Origin of the sequence: Clostridium ljungdahlii, assembly GCF_001636845.1 — a bacterium.
In the GTDB taxonomy this organism is placed as follows: Bacteria; Bacillota; Clostridia; order Clostridiales; family Clostridiaceae; genus Clostridium_B; species Clostridium_B ljungdahlii_A.
Genome location: NZ_LITT01000007.1, coordinates 26,246 through 46,074 on the forward strand (window position 1 = coordinate 26,246; position 19,829 = coordinate 46,074).

General features: G+C 31.4%; 25 protein-coding genes and 1 tRNA gene. 19 read left to right on the top strand and 7 right to left on the bottom strand.

The window, feature by feature from the left end:
- Positions 1-24 precede the first annotated feature (24 nt).
- From WY13_RS03705 to WY13_RS03775, 15 genes are all read left to right on the top strand, one after another.
- Positions 25-1,359, top strand: coding sequence for a cobyrinate a,c-diamide synthase (locus WY13_RS03705; RefSeq protein WP_063554365.1), 1,335 nt, complete (start codon positions 25-27; stop codon positions 1,357-1,359).
- Positions 1,360-1,463: 104 nt separating this feature from the next.
- Entirely contained in the window at positions 1,464-2,540 is a 1,077-nt protein-coding gene (gene cobT, locus WY13_RS03710) for a nicotinate-nucleotide--dimethylbenzimidazole phosphoribosyltransferase (protein ID WP_063554366.1), read from the top strand.
- A 38-nt stretch (positions 2,541-2,578) separates the two neighbouring features.
- Entirely contained in the window at positions 2,579-3,199 is a 621-nt protein-coding gene (locus WY13_RS03715) for a precorrin-8X methylmutase (RefSeq protein ID WP_063554367.1), read from the top strand.
- Between the two features lie 25 nt (positions 3,200-3,224).
- Entirely contained in the window at positions 3,225-4,307 is a 1,083-nt protein-coding gene (gene cbiD / locus WY13_RS03720; protein WP_063554368.1) for a cobalt-precorrin-5B (C(1))-methyltransferase CbiD, read from the top strand.
- A gap of 22 nt (positions 4,308-4,329) precedes the next feature.
- Positions 4,330-4,947 carry a precorrin-6y C5,15-methyltransferase (decarboxylating) subunit CbiE gene (gene cbiE, locus WY13_RS03725; RefSeq protein ID WP_063554369.1) on the top strand — a complete coding sequence of 206 codons (618 nt, stop codon included), beginning with the start codon at positions 4,330-4,332 and terminating at the stop codon, positions 4,945-4,947.
- A gap of 17 nt (positions 4,948-4,964) precedes the next feature.
- On the top strand, positions 4,965-5,531 hold the full coding sequence (cbiT, locus tag WY13_RS03730; protein ID WP_063554370.1) for a precorrin-6Y C5,15-methyltransferase (decarboxylating) subunit CbiT: 567 nt from the start codon (positions 4,965-4,967) through the stop codon (positions 5,529-5,531).
- A gap of 51 nt (positions 5,532-5,582) precedes the next feature.
- On the top strand, positions 5,583-6,248 hold the full coding sequence (locus WY13_RS03735; protein ID WP_063554454.1) for a cobalt-factor II C(20)-methyltransferase: 666 nt from the start codon (positions 5,583-5,585) through the stop codon (positions 6,246-6,248).
- 12 nt (positions 6,249-6,260) lie between these two features.
- Positions 6,261-7,037, top strand: coding sequence for a precorrin-4 C(11)-methyltransferase (gene cobM / locus WY13_RS03740; protein WP_023162139.1), 777 nt, complete (start codon positions 6,261-6,263; stop codon positions 7,035-7,037).
- On the top strand, positions 7,018-8,019 hold the full coding sequence (gene cbiG, locus WY13_RS03745; protein ID WP_063554371.1) for a cobalt-precorrin 5A hydrolase: 1,002 nt from the start codon (positions 7,018-7,020) through the stop codon (positions 8,017-8,019). The genes cobM and cbiG overlap by 20 nt, the downstream gene beginning before the upstream one ends.
- A 44-nt stretch (positions 8,020-8,063) precedes the next feature.
- Positions 8,064-8,786 (top strand): precorrin-3B C(17)-methyltransferase, encoded by a 723-nt coding sequence (gene cobJ, locus WY13_RS03750; protein ID WP_063554372.1) that lies wholly within the window; start codon positions 8,064-8,066, stop codon positions 8,784-8,786.
- Positions 8,787-8,820: 34 nt separating this feature from the next.
- Positions 8,821-9,645: a sirohydrochlorin cobaltochelatase gene (locus WY13_RS03755; RefSeq protein ID WP_063554373.1), complete on the top strand. Its 825-nt coding sequence runs from the start codon at positions 8,821-8,823 to the stop codon at positions 9,643-9,645.
- Positions 9,646-9,657: 12 nt separating this feature from the next.
- Positions 9,658-10,434, top strand: a complete 777-nt coding sequence (locus tag WY13_RS03760) for a cobalt-precorrin-6A reductase (protein WP_063554374.1) — start codon at positions 9,658-9,660, stop codon at positions 10,432-10,434.
- A 12-nt stretch (positions 10,435-10,446) separates the two neighbouring features.
- Positions 10,447-11,304 carry a kinase gene (locus tag WY13_RS03765; RefSeq protein WP_063554375.1) on the top strand — a complete coding sequence of 286 codons (858 nt, stop codon included), beginning with the start codon at positions 10,447-10,449 and terminating at the stop codon, positions 11,302-11,304.
- Positions 11,305-11,440: 136 nt separating this feature from the next.
- Complete coding sequence (gene cobO, locus WY13_RS03770; protein ID WP_063554376.1) at positions 11,441-11,956, top strand: cob(I)yrinic acid a,c-diamide adenosyltransferase; 516 nt, start codon at positions 11,441-11,443, stop codon at positions 11,954-11,956.
- Between the two features lie 678 nt (positions 11,957-12,634).
- Entirely contained in the window at positions 12,635-12,931 is a 297-nt protein-coding gene (locus WY13_RS03775; RefSeq protein ID WP_063554377.1) for a DUF2325 domain-containing protein, read from the top strand.
- Between the two features lie 63 nt (positions 12,932-12,994).
- Here WY13_RS03775 and WY13_RS03780 read toward each other — a convergent pair whose 3' ends face one another.
- On the bottom strand, positions 12,995-13,789 hold the full coding sequence (locus WY13_RS03780; protein ID WP_023162132.1) for a metal ABC transporter permease: 795 nt from the start codon (positions 13,787-13,789) through the stop codon (positions 12,995-12,997).
- A 19-nt stretch (positions 13,790-13,808) separates the two neighbouring features.
- Positions 13,809-14,471 (bottom strand): metal ABC transporter ATP-binding protein, encoded by a 663-nt coding sequence (locus WY13_RS03785; RefSeq protein ID WP_063554378.1) that lies wholly within the window; start codon positions 14,469-14,471, stop codon positions 13,809-13,811.
- 353 nt (positions 14,472-14,824) lie between these two features.
- Here WY13_RS03785 and WY13_RS03790 point away from each other — a divergent pair.
- Positions 14,825-14,899, top strand: a tRNA-Glu gene (locus WY13_RS03790).
- An 86-nt stretch (positions 14,900-14,985) separates the two neighbouring features.
- Here WY13_RS03790 and WY13_RS03795 read toward each other — a convergent pair.
- The 5 genes from WY13_RS03795 to WY13_RS03815 all read right to left on the bottom strand — a co-directional run bounded on the left by WY13_RS03795 (position 14,986) and on the right by WY13_RS03815 (position 18,550).
- On the bottom strand, positions 14,986-16,167 hold the full coding sequence (locus tag WY13_RS03795) for a tyrosine-type recombinase/integrase (protein ID WP_063554379.1): 1,182 nt from the start codon (positions 16,165-16,167) through the stop codon (positions 14,986-14,988).
- Positions 16,168-16,292: 125 nt separating this feature from the next.
- The gene (locus WY13_RS03800) at positions 16,293-16,544 is read right to left on the bottom strand and encodes a hypothetical protein (RefSeq protein WP_063554380.1); all 252 of its coding nucleotides are present in this window, start codon (positions 16,542-16,544) and stop codon (positions 16,293-16,295) included.
- Positions 16,545-16,598: 54 nt separating this feature from the next.
- Positions 16,599-16,931, bottom strand: a complete 333-nt coding sequence (locus tag WY13_RS03805) for a hypothetical protein (protein WP_063554381.1) — start codon at positions 16,929-16,931, stop codon at positions 16,599-16,601.
- Positions 16,932-16,958: 27 nt separating this feature from the next.
- On the bottom strand, positions 16,959-18,083 hold the full coding sequence (locus WY13_RS03810) for a hypothetical protein (RefSeq protein WP_063554382.1): 1,125 nt from the start codon (positions 18,081-18,083) through the stop codon (positions 16,959-16,961).
- 50 nt (positions 18,084-18,133) lie between these two features.
- A complete protein-coding gene (locus WY13_RS03815; protein WP_063554383.1) occupies positions 18,134-18,550 on the bottom strand; it encodes a helix-turn-helix domain-containing protein in 417 nt (138 codons plus the stop codon).
- 153 nt (positions 18,551-18,703) lie between these two features.
- Between WY13_RS03815 and WY13_RS03820 the strand changes: the two genes are divergently transcribed.
- The 3 genes from WY13_RS03820 to WY13_RS03830 are packed head-to-tail and all read left to right on the top strand — an operon-like array spanning position 18,704 to position 19,789.
- Positions 18,704-18,958 carry a helix-turn-helix transcriptional regulator gene (locus WY13_RS03820; RefSeq protein ID WP_063554384.1) on the top strand — a complete coding sequence of 85 codons (255 nt, stop codon included), beginning with the start codon at positions 18,704-18,706 and terminating at the stop codon, positions 18,956-18,958.
- A 53-nt stretch (positions 18,959-19,011) separates the two neighbouring features.
- Complete coding sequence (locus WY13_RS03825; RefSeq protein ID WP_063554385.1) at positions 19,012-19,530, top strand: hypothetical protein; 519 nt, start codon at positions 19,012-19,014, stop codon at positions 19,528-19,530.
- Positions 19,508-19,789, top strand: coding sequence for an excisionase (locus WY13_RS03830; RefSeq protein ID WP_063554386.1), 282 nt, complete (start codon positions 19,508-19,510; stop codon positions 19,787-19,789). Before WY13_RS03825 ends, WY13_RS03830 begins: the two co-directional genes overlap by 23 nt.
- Positions 19,790-19,829: the final 40 nt, after the last annotated feature.

The following is a 19,829-nucleotide window of genomic DNA, read 5'->3' on the forward strand; positions in this document are numbered from 1 at the left end:
AAAAATGAAATAGGGTGATGGGTATTGAAAAGTATTATTGTATCATCAAACAGCAGTGGAGGCGGAAAGACTACAGTAACTATTGGACTTATGAAAGCACTTATGAAAAAAGGCTACAAAGTTCAAGGTTACAAAGTAGGACCGGATTATATAGATCCTGCATTTCACAGAAGTATAACTGGGACTAGTTCTAGAAATTTGGATTTATATCTTATGGGAGAAGAAGGTGTGAAGGCCTCTTTCAGCAGGGGAAAAGGAGACCTGGGAATAATTGAAGGTGTTATGGGGTTATATGACGGCAAGGGAATAGACAGCAAGTATTCTACAGCTAATATAGCTGAGGTACTGGATTTACCTGTGATACTTGTTATGAGCCCTAAATCTCAAAGTACTACCTTATGTGCTGAAATAAATGGAATAGTGAACTTTGAAAATTTAAATATAGCAGGAGTGATATTTAATAATATAGGAGATAGTTACTATAAACTTTTGAAAGCTGCTGTAGAAAAAAATTGCAATATAAAAGTATTTGGCTACATTCCAAAGGATGAAAGGCTTTCCCTTAAGAGCAGACATTTAGGACTTGTCCAAAGCAGTGAAGTAGGTGACTTGAATGAAAAAATAGACCTATGCAGCGAACTCATTTTAAAAAATGTGGATGTTGAAATGCTGCTGGAATGTTTTAAGGAAAACAGGAACTTTAAGGATGACTATCATATTGAAAATAAGAAAATAAGAACGGCAGTAGCTTACGATAAAGCCTTCAGCTTTTATTACAAAGAAAATATAGAACTTTTAGAGGAGCTAGGTGAAACTATATTTTTTAGTCCCCTTGAGGATAAAAAATTACCTTCTAATATAGACTTTTTGTACATAGGAGGTGGATATCCTGAAGTTTTTATAGAGGAGCTCAGCAGTAATAGATCTATAATGGAAAGTATAAAAACAGAATTAAAATCAGGACTTAGGTGCTATGCCGAATGCGGTGGACTTATGTATTTGACAGAGGGCATGGAAAATGTAGATAAAAGTGCTGTCTTTGACACAGTTGGATTTTTTAAAGGAAAGGCTCACATGACTTCAAGATTGCAAAACTTTGGATATGCCAAGATAGAAGTAGCTAGGAAAAATAACATTTTACCTTTAGGACTTAAAGTAAATTGTCATGAATTTCACAAATCCTATATCGATTCAGAAGAAGAAAAAATTTATAATGTAACTAAAGATACTTACGATGGAAAAATAAAAAAGTGGAACTGCGGCTATGTTAAAAATAATACTTTAGGGGCTTATGCCCACATTCACTTCTTTGGAAACTTAGATGTGTTACAAAAAATTTCAGGGGCATCAAAAAAATAAAAAAAATTTTTTAAAAAAAGTGTTACTATTTTTGTATTTTTAGTGTCTTATATAGTAAAGGGTCAATTTAATAATTTTAAAAGTAAATTTGGAGGGTATGTATTATGGGTTTATTTGAGGAAACTTTAAAGTGCATAGAGGGAAAAGATGAAGAGGCTGTAAAAAAGGCATGGGAAAGAATAGATAAATTGACAAAACCTATAGGAAGCCTTGGAAAACTTGAAGAAATAGCTGCCAAGATGGCAGGAATTACAGGAAAAATACACAATAAAATAAATAAAAAAAATATAGTCATTATGTGTTCTGACAATGGAGTAGTAGAAGAAGGTGTAAGTAATTGTCCAAAGGATCTTACAGTAACGGTAACTAAGAATTTTGCAAGAGGGGTAACGGGGGTTTGTGTACTTTCGGACTTTGCAAAGTCTGATATAACTGTGGTTGATGTAGGAGTAGATTATGACTTTGACGATCCTAAAATAATAAATAAAAAAGTGGCCTACGGTACTAAAAATATGGCTAAAGGACCGGCTATGACTAGAGAAGAATGCATAAAGGCAATTGAAGCAGGTATAGAGTCGGTGGATGATCTTGTAACAAAAGGATATAACCTTTTTGGAACAGGCGAAATGGGTGTAGGTAATACTGCTACTAGTTCTGCAATTTTAAGTGCAATTACAGGTTTGCCAGTAGACCTTACAGTTGGAAAAGGCTCTGGAATTACAGATGAACAACTTAAAAGCAAAAAGAAAGCTGTACAAACTGCTATTGATGTGAATAAACCAGATCCAGAAGATGCTATTGATGTTATGTCAAAAGTAGGTGGATTTGATATAGCAGGAATGTGTGGGTGCTTTTTAGGAGCTGCAAAAAATAGAGTACCTATTGTAATTGATGGATTTATATCTTCTGTAGCTGCGCTATGTGCATTTAAATTAAACAAAAAGGTAGGAGATTACTTATTTCCTTCCCATCTTTCTGCAGAACCAGCTATAAGTTATGTGATGAGGGAACTGGGATTAAAGCCTATGTTGAATTTAGATATGAGACTTGGAGAAGGTTCAGGCTGTCCTTTAGAATTTTCAGTAATAGAGGCTGCACTTTATACTATGGACAATATGGCAACTTTTGAAGAAGCTGATGTAAAAAATTCTGATAAATTTATAGATTTAAGAAAAAACTAGTTTTTAACTTCATATAAGGAAATGGAGAATAGATTATTATGGATTATATAAAATCACCTATGGGAATAGAGAAAAGAAGTTTTGAAATAATAGGAGAAGAAATGGGAGAATGTAATTTTCCTGAAAGAGAACTTTCTATAGTAAAAAGAGTAATACATACTACAGGAGATTTTCAATATAAAGATATACTCTATATAAGAGAAGGAGCTGTAGATAGTGCCCTGGAACTTTTAAAAAAAGGTGTAACCATATATACAGATACAAATATGGCTGCAGCAGGAATAAATAAAAAGGTACTTGCAAAGCTCAATTGTAAAGTAGAATGTTTTGTGAGCAGAAGCGAAATAGCAGATATTGCTGAAGAAAAAGGTATAACCCGTTCTATGGCAGCCGTAGAAAAAGCTGTAGAAGAAGGTGTGGAGTTTTTCGTATTTGGGAATGCCCCTACAGCACTTTATAAATTAAAGGAGCTTACTTTAGCTGGAAAGGCAAAACCTAAATTTATAGTAGGAGCACCAGTAGGATTTGTAGGAGCTGCAGATTCTAAAGAGGAAATAGAAAAACTTGATGTACCTATGATAACTATAAGGGGAAGAAAAGGCGGCAGCAACATAGCAGCTGCTATAGTAAATGCACTTATGTATATGATAACTAGATAATTTGGCACTTTTAGGTGGTGATATTGTGCTTGACATGTATGTAAATTGTGATGGAAAAAGACTTAGATGTGGATATACTACAGGTTCTTGTGCGGCAGCGGCTGCAAAAGCAGCTTGCACTATGCTGTATTTTAAAGGTGACTTAAAAGAAGTGAAAATAGATACTCCAAAAGGTATTGAACTTGTGATACCTATTGAAAAAGTAAAGCATGGAAAAGATTTTGTAGAATGCTGTGTTTTAAAAGATGGTGGAGACGACATAGACATAACAAACGGCATAGAGATATGGGCAAGAGCAAAGAAAGTATCTAAGGGTTATAGATTAAAGGGCGGCATAGGAGTTGGAATAGTTAAAGGTGAAGGACTATATGTGAAAAAAGGTGAAGCTGCTATAAATCCTGTACCTAGAAAGATGATTGAAAAAGAAGTAAAAGAAGTGCTTCCTGAAAACTCAGGTGTAGAAATAACTATATTTGTGCCTGAAGGTGAAAAAATAGCAAAGAAGACATTTAACCCAAGGCTCAACATAGTAGGAGGAATTTCTATACTTGGGACAAGTGGAATTGTAATGCCTATGTCTGAGGAAGCACTTACACAGTCTGTGGAACTTGAGATAAATCAAAAAGTAGCAAAAGGGTGCGAAGAGCTTATACTTCTCTTTGGAAATATGGGAGAAAATATGGCAGCTAGTTTGAAGCTGGACAAAAACAAGATGGTTATAATGTCTAACTATGTTGGCTTTGCACTGGGATGCTGCATGAACAAAAATATAAAGAAAGTCCTTGTAGTTGGACATATAGGTAAGATGAGTAAAATTGCTTCAGGATGCTTTAACACCCACAGCAGGGTATCAGATGTAAGACTTGAGACCATGGCACTGGAGCTTGCTTTAATGGGAGAAAACTTGCAACTTGTAGAAAAAGTGTATAATGAAAAAACTACAGAAGGAGCTGTAGAAATTCTAGGAGATGGATATGACAAGCTTTATGAAAATATAGGTATTAAGGTAAAAAATAGAATAGAACAGTACACCTATAATTCAATCGAAGCAGATGTTATAATGTATTCAATGAAAAGAGGGGTGCTCTACAGTAGTCTTTCTAAGTAAAATTTTAATAGTAGGTGTGGTTATGAATACAAAGGTTTTTATAGTAGGCATAGGACCTGGAAATAAAGATTACATACTTCCAAAGGCGGTAGCTGTAATGAAACAGTCACAGGCTATATTGGGTTTTGAAAGAGCAGTAGATAGTTTGAATTTTATAGATGGTAATAAGATAAAGGTAAAAAAGTTAAAGGATATACTTGATATTTTGCAGTCTGGGAAATATGAAAGTGTATCTGTTACAGCTTCTGGAGATCCACTTTACTATGGTATAACAGAGTATTTAAAAAAGAATTATGACGGTGACATAGAAGTTATTCCAGGTATAAGCTCTTTTCAATATATGATGGCAAAAGTAAAACTTAGCTGGCAGGGAGCTTTTTTAGGAAGTCTCCACGGCAGAGAGGAAGATTTTTTAGGCATAGTAAAGGAAAATTATATTTCTATATGGTTTACGGATAAAAAGCATTCACCAGATTATTTGTGCAGCATTCTAGAAGAAAATGCTGTACATGCAGTAGTGCATGTAGGAGAAAATCTTTCTTATGAGGATGAGAAAATCACTTCAGGAAGTGCTGCACAGCTAAAAAATAAAGACTTTGGAGGTCTTTGTGTAGTTGTAATTGAAAACAAAACTCTATAAAAGTGGGAGAAATTTTTATGAGATATATAAAAGATGATGAATTTATAAGAGGAAACTGTCCCATGACAAAAGAGGAAATTAGAATACTTAGTATTGCAAAACTTGGAATTGAACCAGATTTTAGAGTGCTGGATGTAGGTGCTGGAACAGGTTCTGTAAGTGTACAGATGGCTAAGATATGCTCTAAGGGACAGGTAGTTGCGGTTGAAAAAAATGAAGAAGCACTTTCTGTAATTGAAAAAAATATAGAAAAATTCAATGTAAACAATTTAACAGTTGTAAGAGGAGAAGCACTTGAGGTAGAGGAAAGCATAAAGCCTTATTTTGATGCTGTATTTATAGGTGGCAGCGGAGGAAATATAGAGGAAATAATAAAAAGATATGGTGCAAAGCTAAAAGAACATGGAAAAATGGTGCTTAATTTTATAACTTTAAATAATTTGTATAAAGCCCTTGATACTCTAAAAGGTATGAAATGTGAAGTAGAATGTATACAAGTATCAATAAACAAGACCAGGGCAAATAGCTATATGATGACTTCTAATAACAGTATATTTATAGTAAGTGCAGAGAAACTAAGTTGATTTTATTATGTAGTGAGGATGTGAAAACTTATGGAAGAAAATACCTTAAAGATGGGTACTCTCTATGGTATAGGAGTTGGACCTGGAGATGAAGAATTACTGACGCTAAAAGCTGTAAATGTAATAAAAAAGTGTGAGGTAATAGTTGCACCTTCAGCAAAAGATGGAGATAGAAGCATAGCTTTTGATACAGCTAAAAATTTTGTAGATGAAAGTAAAGAAGTTATAATAAAACACTTTCCAATGGGTGGAAAAGAGCAGGAAGGAAAGATATTTGAAGCTTTTAAGACTATAGAGGAAAGATTAAATGAAGGTAAAAATGTGGCGTTTTTGACTATAGGTGACCCTTTTGTATACAGCACCTATATATATCTTTTAGATCACATTAAAAACAAGGGATATAAGACAGAAACTGTACCTGGAATAACATCTTTTTGTGCTGCTGCAAGTCTAGCAGGACAGAGCATTGTTATAGGGGATGAGAGGGTTTTGATTCTTCCTGCATCTCAGGTAGATAAGATAACAGATGAGAAGTTTGTAGTAATAATGAAAGTATACAAAAAAGAAGAAAATGTATTAAATGTATTAGAAAAAAAAGGATTCAAGTACGTATGTGTAAAGAGAGCTTATAGAGAAGGACAGGAAGTACTTAAAAATAGAGAAGATATACTAAAAAGCAGAGATTATATGTCTCTTATAATAGCCCAAAGAGATTAAAGGAGGAAGAACATGACAAATAAAGTTTACTTTATAGGAGCAGGACCGGGAAATGCTGATTTAATAACAGTTAAGGGAAGAGATATATTAAAAACTGCAGATGTAGTTATATATGCTGGTTCACTTGTAAGCAAAGATCATTTGGAATACTGTAGAGTTGGAGTAAAAATATATAATTCTGCTTCTATGACCTTAAATGAAGTTATCGATGTTATAAAAAAATATCATGGGGAAGGAAAGAAAATAGTTAGACTGCATACAGGAGATCCAACCATATATGGGGCTATAAGAGAGCAGATGGATGAACTAGACAAGCTTGGAATAGATTATGAAGTTGTTCCAGGAGTAAGTTCCTTTACGGCTGCAGCAGCTGCTATAAATAGAGAATTTACCCTGCCAAGTATAAGTCAAACTATAATTCTCACAAGAGTAGAGGGAAGAACTCCCGTACCAGAGAAAGAAAATTTGGAAAGATTAGCTTCTGTAGGAGCTTCCATGGCACTGTTTTTGTCTGTAAGCATGATAGACAAGGTAGTGGAAAAATTAAAGAAAGGCTATGGTAGAAATGTGCCTATAGCAGTTATTCAAAAAGCTACCTGGGAAGATGAAAAGTGTGTTATAGGAACTTTGGATGATATTGTAGAAAAAGTAAAGAAGGAAAATATAACAAAAACAGCGCAGATACTTGTAGGAGATTTTATCAATTGTAAATATGATAAGAGCCTTTTGTACGATGAAAATTTTACCCATATGTTTAGAAAGGCAAAAAATGAAAATAGCGGTAATTAGCGTTACAACTGCAGGAGATAAAATAAGTGATAAGATAAAAAAGCATTTTCCTATAGATCTTTATTCTAAAAATAATATGGAAGGTTTTAAACTTAAAGCTGCAGCAGAAACTGCCATGTCAAATTACAAGGCAGTTGTATTTATAAGTTCTACAGGTATAGCTGTAAGAGCCATAGCAAGCTTTATAAAATCAAAAGATAAAGATCCTGCAGTAGTTGTCATAGACAGTTCCTGTAAATTCGTAATCAGTCTTTTAAGTGGTCATTTAGGTGGAGCAAATGAGCTTACCTGCAAATTGGCAAGTATCCTTAAAGCTGTTCCTGTAATAACTACGGCTACGGACAATATTGGGGTAAAAGCACCGGATGTCTTTGCAAAAGAAAATGGACTCATTATAAATGATTTAAAAGATGCTAAATACATAGCTGCCCTTTTGGTGGACGGTAAAAAAGTAGGATTTATAGATGAGGATAAATTACTGGATGTTCCTAAAGGTTACAGCAGCAAGTTAGATAATATACAGGGACTTTTGTACGTTACAAATAAGTGTAAAGCCTTTGATGAGGAAAAATTCAAGAATATAAAAACACTAAAACTCATAAGAAAAAATATTGTGCTGGGAGTTGGCTGCAGGAAAAATTTTGATTCCTGGCAGATGACAGAAACAGTTAAAAAGCTGCTTTTAGATTACAATATAGATGAAAGGGCTGTAAGGTATATTTCTACTGTGGAAATTAAGGCAAAGGAAGAGGCCATATTAAAACTTGCAGAATATTTCAAATGTGATTTAAAAATATATTCTATAGAAGATATAAGAAAGGTACATCACAACTATAAAGGCAGTGACTTTGTTGAAAAAACAATAGGCGTAAGGGCAGTGTGTGAGCCTTGCACAGAACTTACGGGAGCATCCTTAATTACGGATAAAATAAAGGCAAATGGAATGACCTTGTGTATAGGTGAAATACATAAAAAACTGTGAATCAAAAATTGTGCATTGTGCATTAAATAAAGGATGTGTGTAAAATGGGTAAACTTTATGTAGTAGGAATTGGACCAGGTGGATATGAAAATATGACTTTACGTGCTGTAAAGGTAATAGAAAATAGTGAAATAATTGTAGGATATACTAAGTATATAGAGATGATAAAAGACATAATTAAAAATAAAGAGGTAATTTCAACAGGCATGAGAGCTGAAGTGGAGAGATGCAAAAAAGCACTTGAACTTTCAAAAGACCACATAGTTTCCATAGTGAGTACAGGTGACCCAGGAATATATGGTATGGCAGGGCTTATCTTGGAAATGAGAAAAGATGAAGACGTAGAAGTAATTCCAGGACTTACAGCTTCCTCTGCAGCAGCTTCTATAGTTGGAGCACCTCTTATGCATGATAACTGTAACATAAGTTTAAGCGACCTTATGACTCCTTATGAGCTTATAAAGAAGAGAATTGAACTTGCAGCTTCTGGAGATTTTGTAATGTCACTTTATAATCCTAAAAGTAAGGGTAGGCCCCATTATTTAAAGGAATGTATTGATATTGTGAAAAAATACAGGAAAGGCAATACCCCTATAGCCGTAGTTAAAAATGCACTTAGAGAAGGTCAGGAGCATAAGCTTTTTACACTTGATTCTTTTGATGACAGCGTAGTTGACATGATGTCTGTAGTTATAATAGGAAACAGTAACAGTTATATAAAAGATGGAGTATTTATAACTCCCCGTGGTTACAAAATTCCAGAGTAGAATTAAAGACTATTTTTAAAAGAGGTGATAAGATTTGAAGGAAGCAAAAAGAGGAATACTTGTGGTAAGTTTTGGTACAAGCATATTGGGAACACTTAAAAACTGTATTGAAGACACGGAAAATGAAATTAGAAATGAATTTAAGGAATATGCAGTTAGAAGAGCTTTTACCTCCGGAATAATAATCAAGAAATTAAAAAATCAAAAGGAAATTTATATAGATACAGTGCCCGAAGCCCTGGATAAAATGAGGGAGGAAGGCTTTAGAGAAGTTTATGTTCAGCCGCTGCATATAATGCCAGGAGATGAATATGACAAGGTAGTTCGCTGCGTAAATGAATATCAAGGGTCCTTTAGTAAACTGGTTCTAGGACGCCCTGTACTTTATAGACAAAGTGATTATATAATAGCTGCCAGGGCATTAAAAAAACAGCTTCCACCTCTTAGCCAAAATGAAGCTGTAGTGTTAATGGGACATGGCTCTTCCCATCCAAGTAATTCTAGCTATGCTCTTTTCCAATATGTATTAGATGATTTGAAGATAAGAAATACTTTTGTAGCTACTGTAGAAGGGTATCCTGCAATTGATAATGTAATACCTAAGTTGAAAAAAAATAATATTGAGAAAGTAACATTAATGCCTTTTATGTTAGTAGCAGGAGATCATGCCACAAATGACATGGCAGGTGAAGACAATGATTCCTGGAAGCAAATACTTAAATCTAAAGGATTTGAGATAAATACATATCTTCATGGACTTGGAGAAAACAAGGCTTTTCAGGAGATATATGTGCAGCACATTAGAGATTGTATAGAAGGCAATCCTCTTATGGATGAAAAGATGAAAGTTAGAATGTAAGGAGATTTTCATATGATAGGATTAATTCTTGGAACTTCTGAAGGTAGAAAAATACTTTCTTTACTAAATGAATTTACTTCTGATATATTTGTATCTACAGCAACGGAATATGGTGGAGAGCTTCTTAAAGAATATAAATATGCTTATATGAACAACAAACCCCTCGATCTCCATGAGCTTATAAGTGAATTAAGGGAAAAAGGTGTAAAAGTGCTAGTGGATGCCTCGCATCCTTATGCAGTGGAAGTTACTAAAAATGTAATTAAGGCATGTAATGAGTTAAATATACAGTATATAAGATATGAAAGACCTTCTTGTATAGAAGAATTTAAAAATGAGGATAAAGTTGTAGAAGTAGAGGATTATAATGAACTTAAATTGAAGCTTAAAGAGATAAAGGGAACTATATTAAATACTACAGGTAGTAAGAGTTTAGACAAGGTTTTGGGTCTAAAGCTTAAAAATAGAATAATATATAGAGTTTTACCTTCTGTTAAAGTTATAAAGGAATGTAATGATAGAAAAATAGACCTAGGGGATATAATTGCCTTAAAGGGACCTGTCAGCTATGAACTAAATTGTGCCTTTATAAAAGACTATGAAGCTGAAGCCATGCTGCTTAAAGACAGCGGCAGGGAAGGTGGAACTTATGAAAAAATAAGGGCCTGTCTGGATTGTGGAATATATGCTTTTATAATTGGAAGAAAAAAAATGAATTATAATAATATTAATGTTTTTTACAATGTAAATGAACTTGTGAAATATATAAAGACAATAAAAAATTTGTAAAGGGTGTATTTTATGGAGACTTCAACAATTTATCCTGGAAGTTTTGGAGAGATACTTCAGGGAAAAATAGAAAATAGAGATCTTTTATTGTCTTGTCCCGTAAATATTTATACTAAAGTTAAACTTATAGAATGTAATAATCCCATAAGGAAAAGATACCTAAAAAAGTCTTCTAGTTTTTTGTACAATATTCTTAAATCTTGGGGATATGAAAAGTATTTTGATAGTCTAGATATAGAAATAAACTCCGAGATTCCATATGGAAAGGGACTTGCCAGTAGTACGGCAGATCTTTGTGGAGTTTATTATTGTCTTATTAATATGTTTAATAAAAAATTCAATGAGGCAGAACTTGTGAAAAACTGTATAGATATAGAGCCTACAGATAGTATAGTATTTAATAAGATGACTTTATTTGATTACAAAAGTGGTAATTACAAATTCACCATAGGAGATTATTTATCTTATAATATACTTGCTTTTGAAGGAGATAAAACAGTAGACACAGTTGAATTTAATCACAAAAATTTACCTGATTTATGTGATGTTAAAGAATTACTTCCAATACTTAAGGAAGCGGTGAAAGAAAAAGATTTACATAAGCTAGCCTATGTTTCAACTGAAAGTATAGTGAAAAATCAGAAAAGGCTTTATTATGATTTTTTAAGACTAGTGATGGACATAAAAGAAAAAACTTCAGGTCTTGGAATAATAGGAGCACACAGCGGAAATGTTTTAGGAATAATATATGATGATGCAGAAAAGTTCAAATTTGAAGAAAAGTTCTTAAAAGGATTAAATTTAAAAAACATAAAGATATATAAAGTAAAAGCTTTAAGTGAAATTTCACTGCCAGTGGAATGTATTTAGTATGATTATGTGATGGCAAAAATTCTTTTTACAATAATTATTGACATAATATATGCATACTAATAAACTTAAAGTAAGAGAAAGAATTTAGGTATTGAAAGAAAATAACTTATTATAAGGAAGAGGGTTATCTGTTATGGATAAAGGATATATTCAAGTTTATACTGGAAACGGCAAAGGTAAGACTACAGCGGCACTGGGATTATCTCTTAGAGCTGTATGTGCTGGCAAAAAAGTATTTTTTGGACAGTTTGTTAAGGGCATGGAATACAGCGAGTTAAAGGCAAAAGAATATTTACCTAATTTTACATTAGAACAGTTTGGAAGAAATTGTTTTATATGCGGTAAACCAAATAAAGCTGATATAGAAGCAGCCAAAACTGGACTTAAAAAAGTTGAAGAAATAGTTACAAAGGGAGATTATGACGTAGTAGTATTGGATGAAATAAATATAGCTATATTTTATGAGCTATTTACAGTAGATGAAGTTTTGCAAATTTTAGATAAAAAACAGGAAAAGACTGAAGTAATACTAACTGGAAGATATGCAGATAAGAGAATAATAGAAAGAGCAGATTTAGTTACAGAAATGAAGGAAATAAAGCATTATTATACAGAAGGTGTCCCAGCAAGAGTTGGAATAGAAAATTAACCTATAGAGTTTCTAAACGAAAAATCAACTTATACTCCGAATATTTTTTACAACCTTCAGCTCGTTAAATATTTTGATAAGGCTAAGTAAAAAATTTAAAAAAATACTGAGAACTTTTGAAAACTCGTACCTCAAACAATTCAAAAGTTCTAGATTTTTTAAAAATTTTTTTCTAAGCCTTATAGACAAAATATTTAAAAGAGCTTCATTATTGTAAAAATATCTCTACGTATAAGTTGATTTTTAAGTTAGAAGACTTATATAGAGTTTTTAGCTTGATAGGTGATTTTACTAAATTATATAATGAAAAAATTATCACATTAAAAACCTGCTTTCAATTTTGTCATTACATTTTATGTATAAGTCTAAATTTTAATTAGAGAATCTATATAAAGTTTACAAAACAATAGCATGTCAAAGCTCATCAATTAAAACTATTTGATGAGCAATTTTTTACAACTTTCAGCTTGTTAAATTTTTTTCTAAGCCTTATAGACAAAATATTTAAAAGAGCTTCATTATTGTAAAAATATTTCTACATATAAGTTGATTTTTAAGTTAGAAGACCTATGCAGTTTTTTTAGTTTAGTGGCAATATAAGGTTTACAAAATGGTGATATCAGTTTATAATTGATTATGAGAATTAATATCAATTATAAACTGAGGAGGAATTAATTCATGAGTATTTTAGTAGTAGGGGGAGACCGACTTGGAAATATAGAAGATAAATTGAGAGAAAAGGGATTTAATGAAATTGGCCATGTTACAGGAAGAAAAAAAGGTGATAGAAAAATAAAAATTCACGAAAATACAGATTTGGTATTGGTGCTTATAGACTATATAGGACATAATATGGCTAACATAATAAAGGAAAGATCAAGAAGAAATAATGTAGAAATAATGTTTTGCAAACGTTCCTGGCCAAGTATAAGAAAGAATATAGAAAAGTATACTACAAAAATAGTAAATCAATGAGCTTAAGATATGCATAAGTATTTAAATTTATAAATACCTAAACATATCTGAGAACAGTGAAAGCTATTTATTGAATAACTTTTTACCTATAATAACAACTAAAAGCAATACAACTGAAGTAATTGCTATAGTACCACCAGGGGCACTATTTATATAATAGGACAAGAATAATCCAATCATAATATCTAGGAATCCAAATATTATTGAAAATAAAAATGTAATTTTAAATCCTTTGTGAAGTTGAAGGGCTGCAGCCACGGGCATAGCTATCATGGATGAAATTACAAGAATCCCAAGAATTCGTATAGAAACAGAAATAGTAGCACCTACCAAAAGGGCAAATATGTAATTTATAAGCTTTACTTTTATTTTGCACACTTTTGCTCCATTTTCATCAAAGGTTATATACAATAATTCATTATGTAAAAGAGTTAAAGTTATAACAGAAATTATGCTTAATATAACTACTGTGTAAATGTCATTTTCAGATACAGTAAGTATACTTCCAAAAAGAAAGGAGTTTACATCTGCATTGGCTTTTCCGGTGCTTATAAGTACAATGGCAATACCAACGGATAATGTAAGGACTATAACAAGTATTAATTCAGCGTACTTCTTATAATAATCTCGTAAAAACTCTATTACGAGTCCTGCAATGGAAGTAAATATAAAAGCAGTTAGTATTGGATTGAATCCAAAAACTAGACCTATTGCAACTCCAGCGAGGGATGAATGAGATAAGGTATCTCCAATCATAGAATATCTTTTTAAGACTAAAAATATGCCTACAGCAGGACAAAGTATAGATATAAATATACCTGCAATAATTGCGTTTTGCATAAAACCGTATTGTAACATCATTTTCCTCCAGTAAAATTTAATTAAAATCAGATAGATTATGTACTTGTTTGTATTCTTCAACAGTATACATTTTTAAATTGCCATCCTTCATGGTACAGATATGGGTAGAATTTTCCAGAGCAGCTTTTAAGTTGTGCTCTACAGCTAGAACCGTTATGGATTGGTGCCTATTTAAATGTTTTATTATACTGTATATTTCTTTTTGACTTGGAACGTCTATTCCAGTAGAAGGTTCATCAAATATTAGGAGTTTAGGGTAGCCAATGAGAGCTCTTGCTATGAATATTTTCTGACGCTGGCCGCCAGAAAGATTCCCTATAAGTTTATTTTTAAAATCACTCATTCCAACAGAACCAAGACATATATTTGCAGATTTTTTATTTTTTATTTTTAAAACTTTACTATGACATCTCATTAGTTCTGAAACTGTAATTGGAAATTCAGAATTAAAATTATCTACTATTTGAGGTACATATCCAATTCTTTCAGCTGCTATGTGTATACTGCCGCTTAAAGGATTTAACAGTCCCAAAATCAATTTTACAAGGGTAGTTTTAGCGCTTCCGTTTTCACCTAAAATTGAAACATAGTCTCCATCTTGAATATTTAAGTTTACTTTATTTATTAAATAAGGACATTTGCCTGTATAGGAAAATGTCAGATCTTTAATTTCTATCATTAATGAGTTCCTCCATTTATATTAAATGTACACGATAGGTGCAGTACATATGAGATCAACATATACTATTATATAACTAGTTGCGAACTAGTTGCAACTAAAAATATTAATTAATTTTTAATTTAATCTTTAATGTTTTTAGTTGTGTATGTATAATGAAGACTATCTACTTTACTTCTTAGTCATAAGGTTTTATTATACTATAAACTTATTTATTTGGGACATAATTGCAAATGGTATACTAAGACATTATCACAAATCAATCATAAATATTGAATAAAAAATAAAAAAAGTGTTGACTAATTGTTGAGCAGGATATATAATATTAAATGTTGATTGCGAAAATTAAATATGGTCCCTTGGTCAAGCGGTTAAGACGTCACCCTCTCACGGTGAAATCAGGAGTTCGATTCTCCTAGGGACTACCAAAGATCAAAGAATGGCTTAACTACAATGGTTAAGCCATTCTTATTTTTTGATTTAAGGTGTGCTTTTTTTAAATTTTACACCATTTTTACACCATAGTTTTAATATCAGCTAAAATGTCTGCTGATTTCTCTTTTTCTTTTTTTAAAACATGAGTATAAATATTGGCAGTTATTTCAATGCTGCTGTGACCTAAGAGCATAGAAATAGTTTTTAAAGGTATATTATTTTCAAATTGCTTAGTAGCATACGTATGCCTTAAAGCATGAAATTTTTTGTGAGGAATGTTTAAGGATCTTAAAAATTTTGCCCATGTCTTGTCCAAATTTCCAGCATTAATTAAGTTACCTTGTCCACTTAGAAATATGTAGTCCAAGTTGTCTTTGCAGTAGCTACTACCAGCTTTTAGTTTCTCTGATTTTTTAATTTTAATTGAAGCTTTGATTACTTCTACTAATGACGCTGGAAGTGGAATTGTTCTTTTAGAGTTTTTGCTTTTAGGTTCTTGGACTATAGTTTGTTTACTTCTTTTATTGTTATCATCAAAAATTGTAGTAGTTGCTACAGTTCTTCTAATATGAATTTCTTTTAACTTATAGTCAATGTCATTTTCTTTTAAGCCAATTATTTCTCCACGCCTCATTCCCGTTGATAAAGAAAATAAAGCAATGTATTTAATTTTAGAGTTTTCAGCTTTAACGATTTTGGTTAGATATTCATTATTGAATACAGGGATATGCTTTTCAGATACTTTATCTGAGTTCTCTTTTGGAATAGCAACCTTTTTGCCACTACATGGGTTTTTGGAAATATACCCACAGTCAACCGCATAATTTAAAAATTGTTTTAAAAATTTATTTACATAGCTAATTTGATTGCTGCTTTTACCTTGTCTAAATAGCTTATTATAATATCTCTGTATTTGTATTGATTCCAATTTATCTAAACTCATACATCCTATAGGAGAATTTTCTATGTAATTTCTATATAATCCTTCATATCTTGCAAATGTAGTTGGTTTTATATTACCAGACATTTTTACAACTTCAAATAACCAACTTTTTAATGTTTGTGCAAGCCACATATTTTTTGCATCTTTTAAACCAGCATTCATGTTATTTATGTAGTCTAGCTTCTTTTTTTCAGCTTCTTTTCTGCTTTTACCAACAAATTGTTTCCTAATTCTTTTCCCATCAGCATTCATACCAATATCATAGTTTATTCTATAATATTTTTTCCCATTAGAAGTAAAGTTTGTTTTTGTCGCCATTTAAATACCTCCTTGATAGAACTTTTGTTTGGTATAAAATTAAAAAATATATAGGAGACACTGCTCCTGATAAAATTTTTACTTATGTATTTTATTCCTTTGAGTCAACATTAAAATCAATTCTTTTAGAACATTTTTGCAATAAATAGAGTTGGCTCAAAATAAATAATGTAATTATCTATTTTATAATGTACACCGTATTTTTCTTTATAATGTTGGATAGCTTGTTCCAAAAATTTTTCTGTTACATTTAAATATTCAGCTAAATCATGTTTACTTCTAATACCTTTTTCAAAAGCATTTATTAATTGTACAATTCCTACTAGTTTTTCATATTCCCAATTCCTAACTATTTTTTTCTGCTTTATTTTATTCATATTTTCCTTTTCTATTATCTCCTTTTGAAGTTTTACGATGATGTCCTAATTTTTTTAAATATTGTATAACCGTTCTGCTACAGAATCAGCAGATTGTTCCATATGCGTATGCTGCATATCTAGTCCTATGATATAACCCATTTTAGGCATATCATCAACTATGTGCTTAACCTCATGTATAAAAACATGACATTGAGTTTCATAGTTTACATTACCATTCAATATGAGGTGGTAGTTACCACACCTGCTTAAATAGACAAATCCTAATGTACTAGATGGAACATTAAAGGCTATAGTAGTTTTTATGTTAAACGCATTCATAACCTCATAAAAAGGAATATCCTCATTCAAAAGAGCCTTCAATAAAGGCTTGTCCAATATATCCATCCTGTCATCCCCTCTAATGATTTATATTTATTTGAATAATGATTTTAATTTTGCAAAGAATCCTTTATTTTTCTTTTCATTTGTGCAATCTTTTTTTGGATCAATAGATATATTTAATTTAAAAGCAACATTATGATTTATTGGTTGAATCCCATTATATGATTTTTCCCATTTCTTATTTTTTCTTAAATCTATTGTATCAGGTAAAGAATCTACAACAGATTTAATGTTTTCAATAGAAAAGCAAGGACACATAACATATGGCAATGAATATGTTTTAATTCTTTCCAGTATAGCTTGTTTATTAACACGCCATATTGAAGAAGTTATAAAATCACCTATCGTCCACCAAGGATGATTGTAGGCACTTATTTGGAGTCTATGGCATCCAAAAGGATTTGCTGTCATTTCACTGGCTCCAAAACAAAAATCAGGATTACCTGATCTACATTTATCACCATAACAATAATTTAATCCACCAATTATTTTTCTATCCATAACGGTTCCATTTATGATAACAAAACAAGATTTCCAGTTGCTTACTAGTTCATATAGTTTTATGAATTGTAAGTATTCTATAGGTTTATCTGAATAAACAGCTTGATATAAAATTTTATTATTAACGTTATTTTCAATATATTGTGGTGCACTTTGGGCCAGTGCTAACGCTTGAGGAAAACTCGGAGATCTGGATTCTCCAAAAGATATACTTACATACCAGTCAGAAAATTTGATATTTTTGGTAGAGATTTCTTTTGCTTCAATTGGTGTAATGGCTGTTGCTGAAGGATGTTTTACCGGTTTATTTGTAGTTCTCTTTTTAGGGATAGCAACCTTAGAGTTTTTTTGCTTTTCTATTTTATTATTCAATCTGTTTAATCTATGTTCAAATTCATTTACATCAGCATTAAACTGGTTATTATTTATAGCTTTAATTGCCATAGTACATATTTTAACTGCCTCTTTATAATGTTTTTGCCTTTCAAGTATTATTGCAGGTCGTTCATAATAAGATGTTCCTTGAGGGGCGTACTTATCTAATATACTAAGATATATTTTTAAAGCTTCATCTTCCTTTTTTAATTTTTCCAAGTTTCTAGCTTTTTCATATAAATTAAAGTATATTGAAAAATTTTCATCTTCAAAATACATAATTTTCAACCTCCAATATAAATAGGTCTAAGTTAAAATTATATTTTCTCCTAACCATCATTTCTATCTTCTTCATCTTCAATAGCTTTTATTATTCTAATTATTTTTTTTATATCATTAGGAGCCATGTCTTTTGTTTGCTTGAAAAGTAATTTTAAATCTTCTCTTTCTTTTAATACATTCCAGAATTCAGATAGTTCGGGATCATCACCTAATGACTTCGATATCTTTTCAACTGGTGTATCTTCTTTAGGGGTAGGGATTGTTTTATCATCTGAATTTCCAAGAAGATAGTCTACTGATACGTTAAAATATTTAGCTATCAGCTTTAATGTTTGTATATCTGGCGACCTTCTATTTTGCTCATACATCCCAATAGTGCTTGAAGAAATTTTTAAGATTTTTGCAAGCTCCTGTTGAGTCATATGTTTATCTGTTCTTAATTTTTTTAATTTTTCTCCAAACATATAATCACCTCATAATTATATTTTAACACATATTGTGTTATTTAAAATATTTAACACGTAATGTGTATAAAAACATTGACATAACACATTACGTGTGATAATATAAAACCATAAACAACACATTACGTGTATAGAAGAAAGGAGAAAGTTACAATGAATTCAAAATTAGTAGAATTCAGAGAATCTTTAAGTATGAGCCAAAAAAATATGGCAGCTACTTTAGGAATATCGGTATCTTTTTACATTAAAATCGAATTAGGACAAAGAAACCCAAGTTTCAATTTTATTAAAAAGTTAAAAAGAAAATTTAATGTAAATGTAGATGAAATTTTTTTTGAAAACGAACTACACGAAAAGTGTAGAAATAAACCAATAAAAGTTAGCAAGCAAAAGGAGGTAGCAAGCTAATATATAAAAATCCTTTTATATATTAATTTTAACAACAAAAGGAAGTGAAATGAATGCCAAGAAAAGCTACGAAGGCAGCAGACAACGTATATTATAAAGCACGAATTAAAGCTGCTAATATTAATGACAAATTAAACAGCAGGGAAGGAGCTGCAGAAATAATTGGAATTGATAGGACAAGGCTTGCACGAATAGAGCTTGATAGTATCTGCGCATATCCAGAAGAAATTTTAATGATGGCTGATATTTATAACGCTCCTGAATTAGAAAATTATTTTTGCTGTGAGCAGTGTCCTATAGGAAAGCATAGTGTTCCACACATTGAAGTTTTGGAAATGGACAGAATTACAATTCAAATTGTATCTTCACTAGAAAACATTGATGAGGTTAAAAAGGAGCTATTAGATATTACAGAGGATGGAATTATTACAGAAGATGAAAAACCAAAGTTAGATCATGTTGTTAAAACATTAGACAAAATTGAAAAAGAATCTCGTGAATTAAAACTTTGGGTTCAGAAAAGTTTTGGAGAGAAAGGAGAGTTTAATTATGGAAATGCCGCAAAACATTAATTTTAAAGAAACAATTAAAGATGCTATAAAGGAAGCTCTGGAAGAGGTTTCAAATGAAAAAGGAACTGATGAAAAAGCAACTTTAACTATAGATAGTTGTGTTAAATATAGTGGGATTGGTCGTGACAAGATTTTGGAACTAGCTCATAATCCTAATTCAGATTTTCCTAGATTTAAGGTTGGTTCGAAGTTCCTTATTAATAGAACAATGTTTGATGAATGGCTTGATAAGATTTCAAAAGAAAAAAGAGTTTTATAGAAGGTTGTATATATTAAAACCAATTAGATATTAAAGGAGG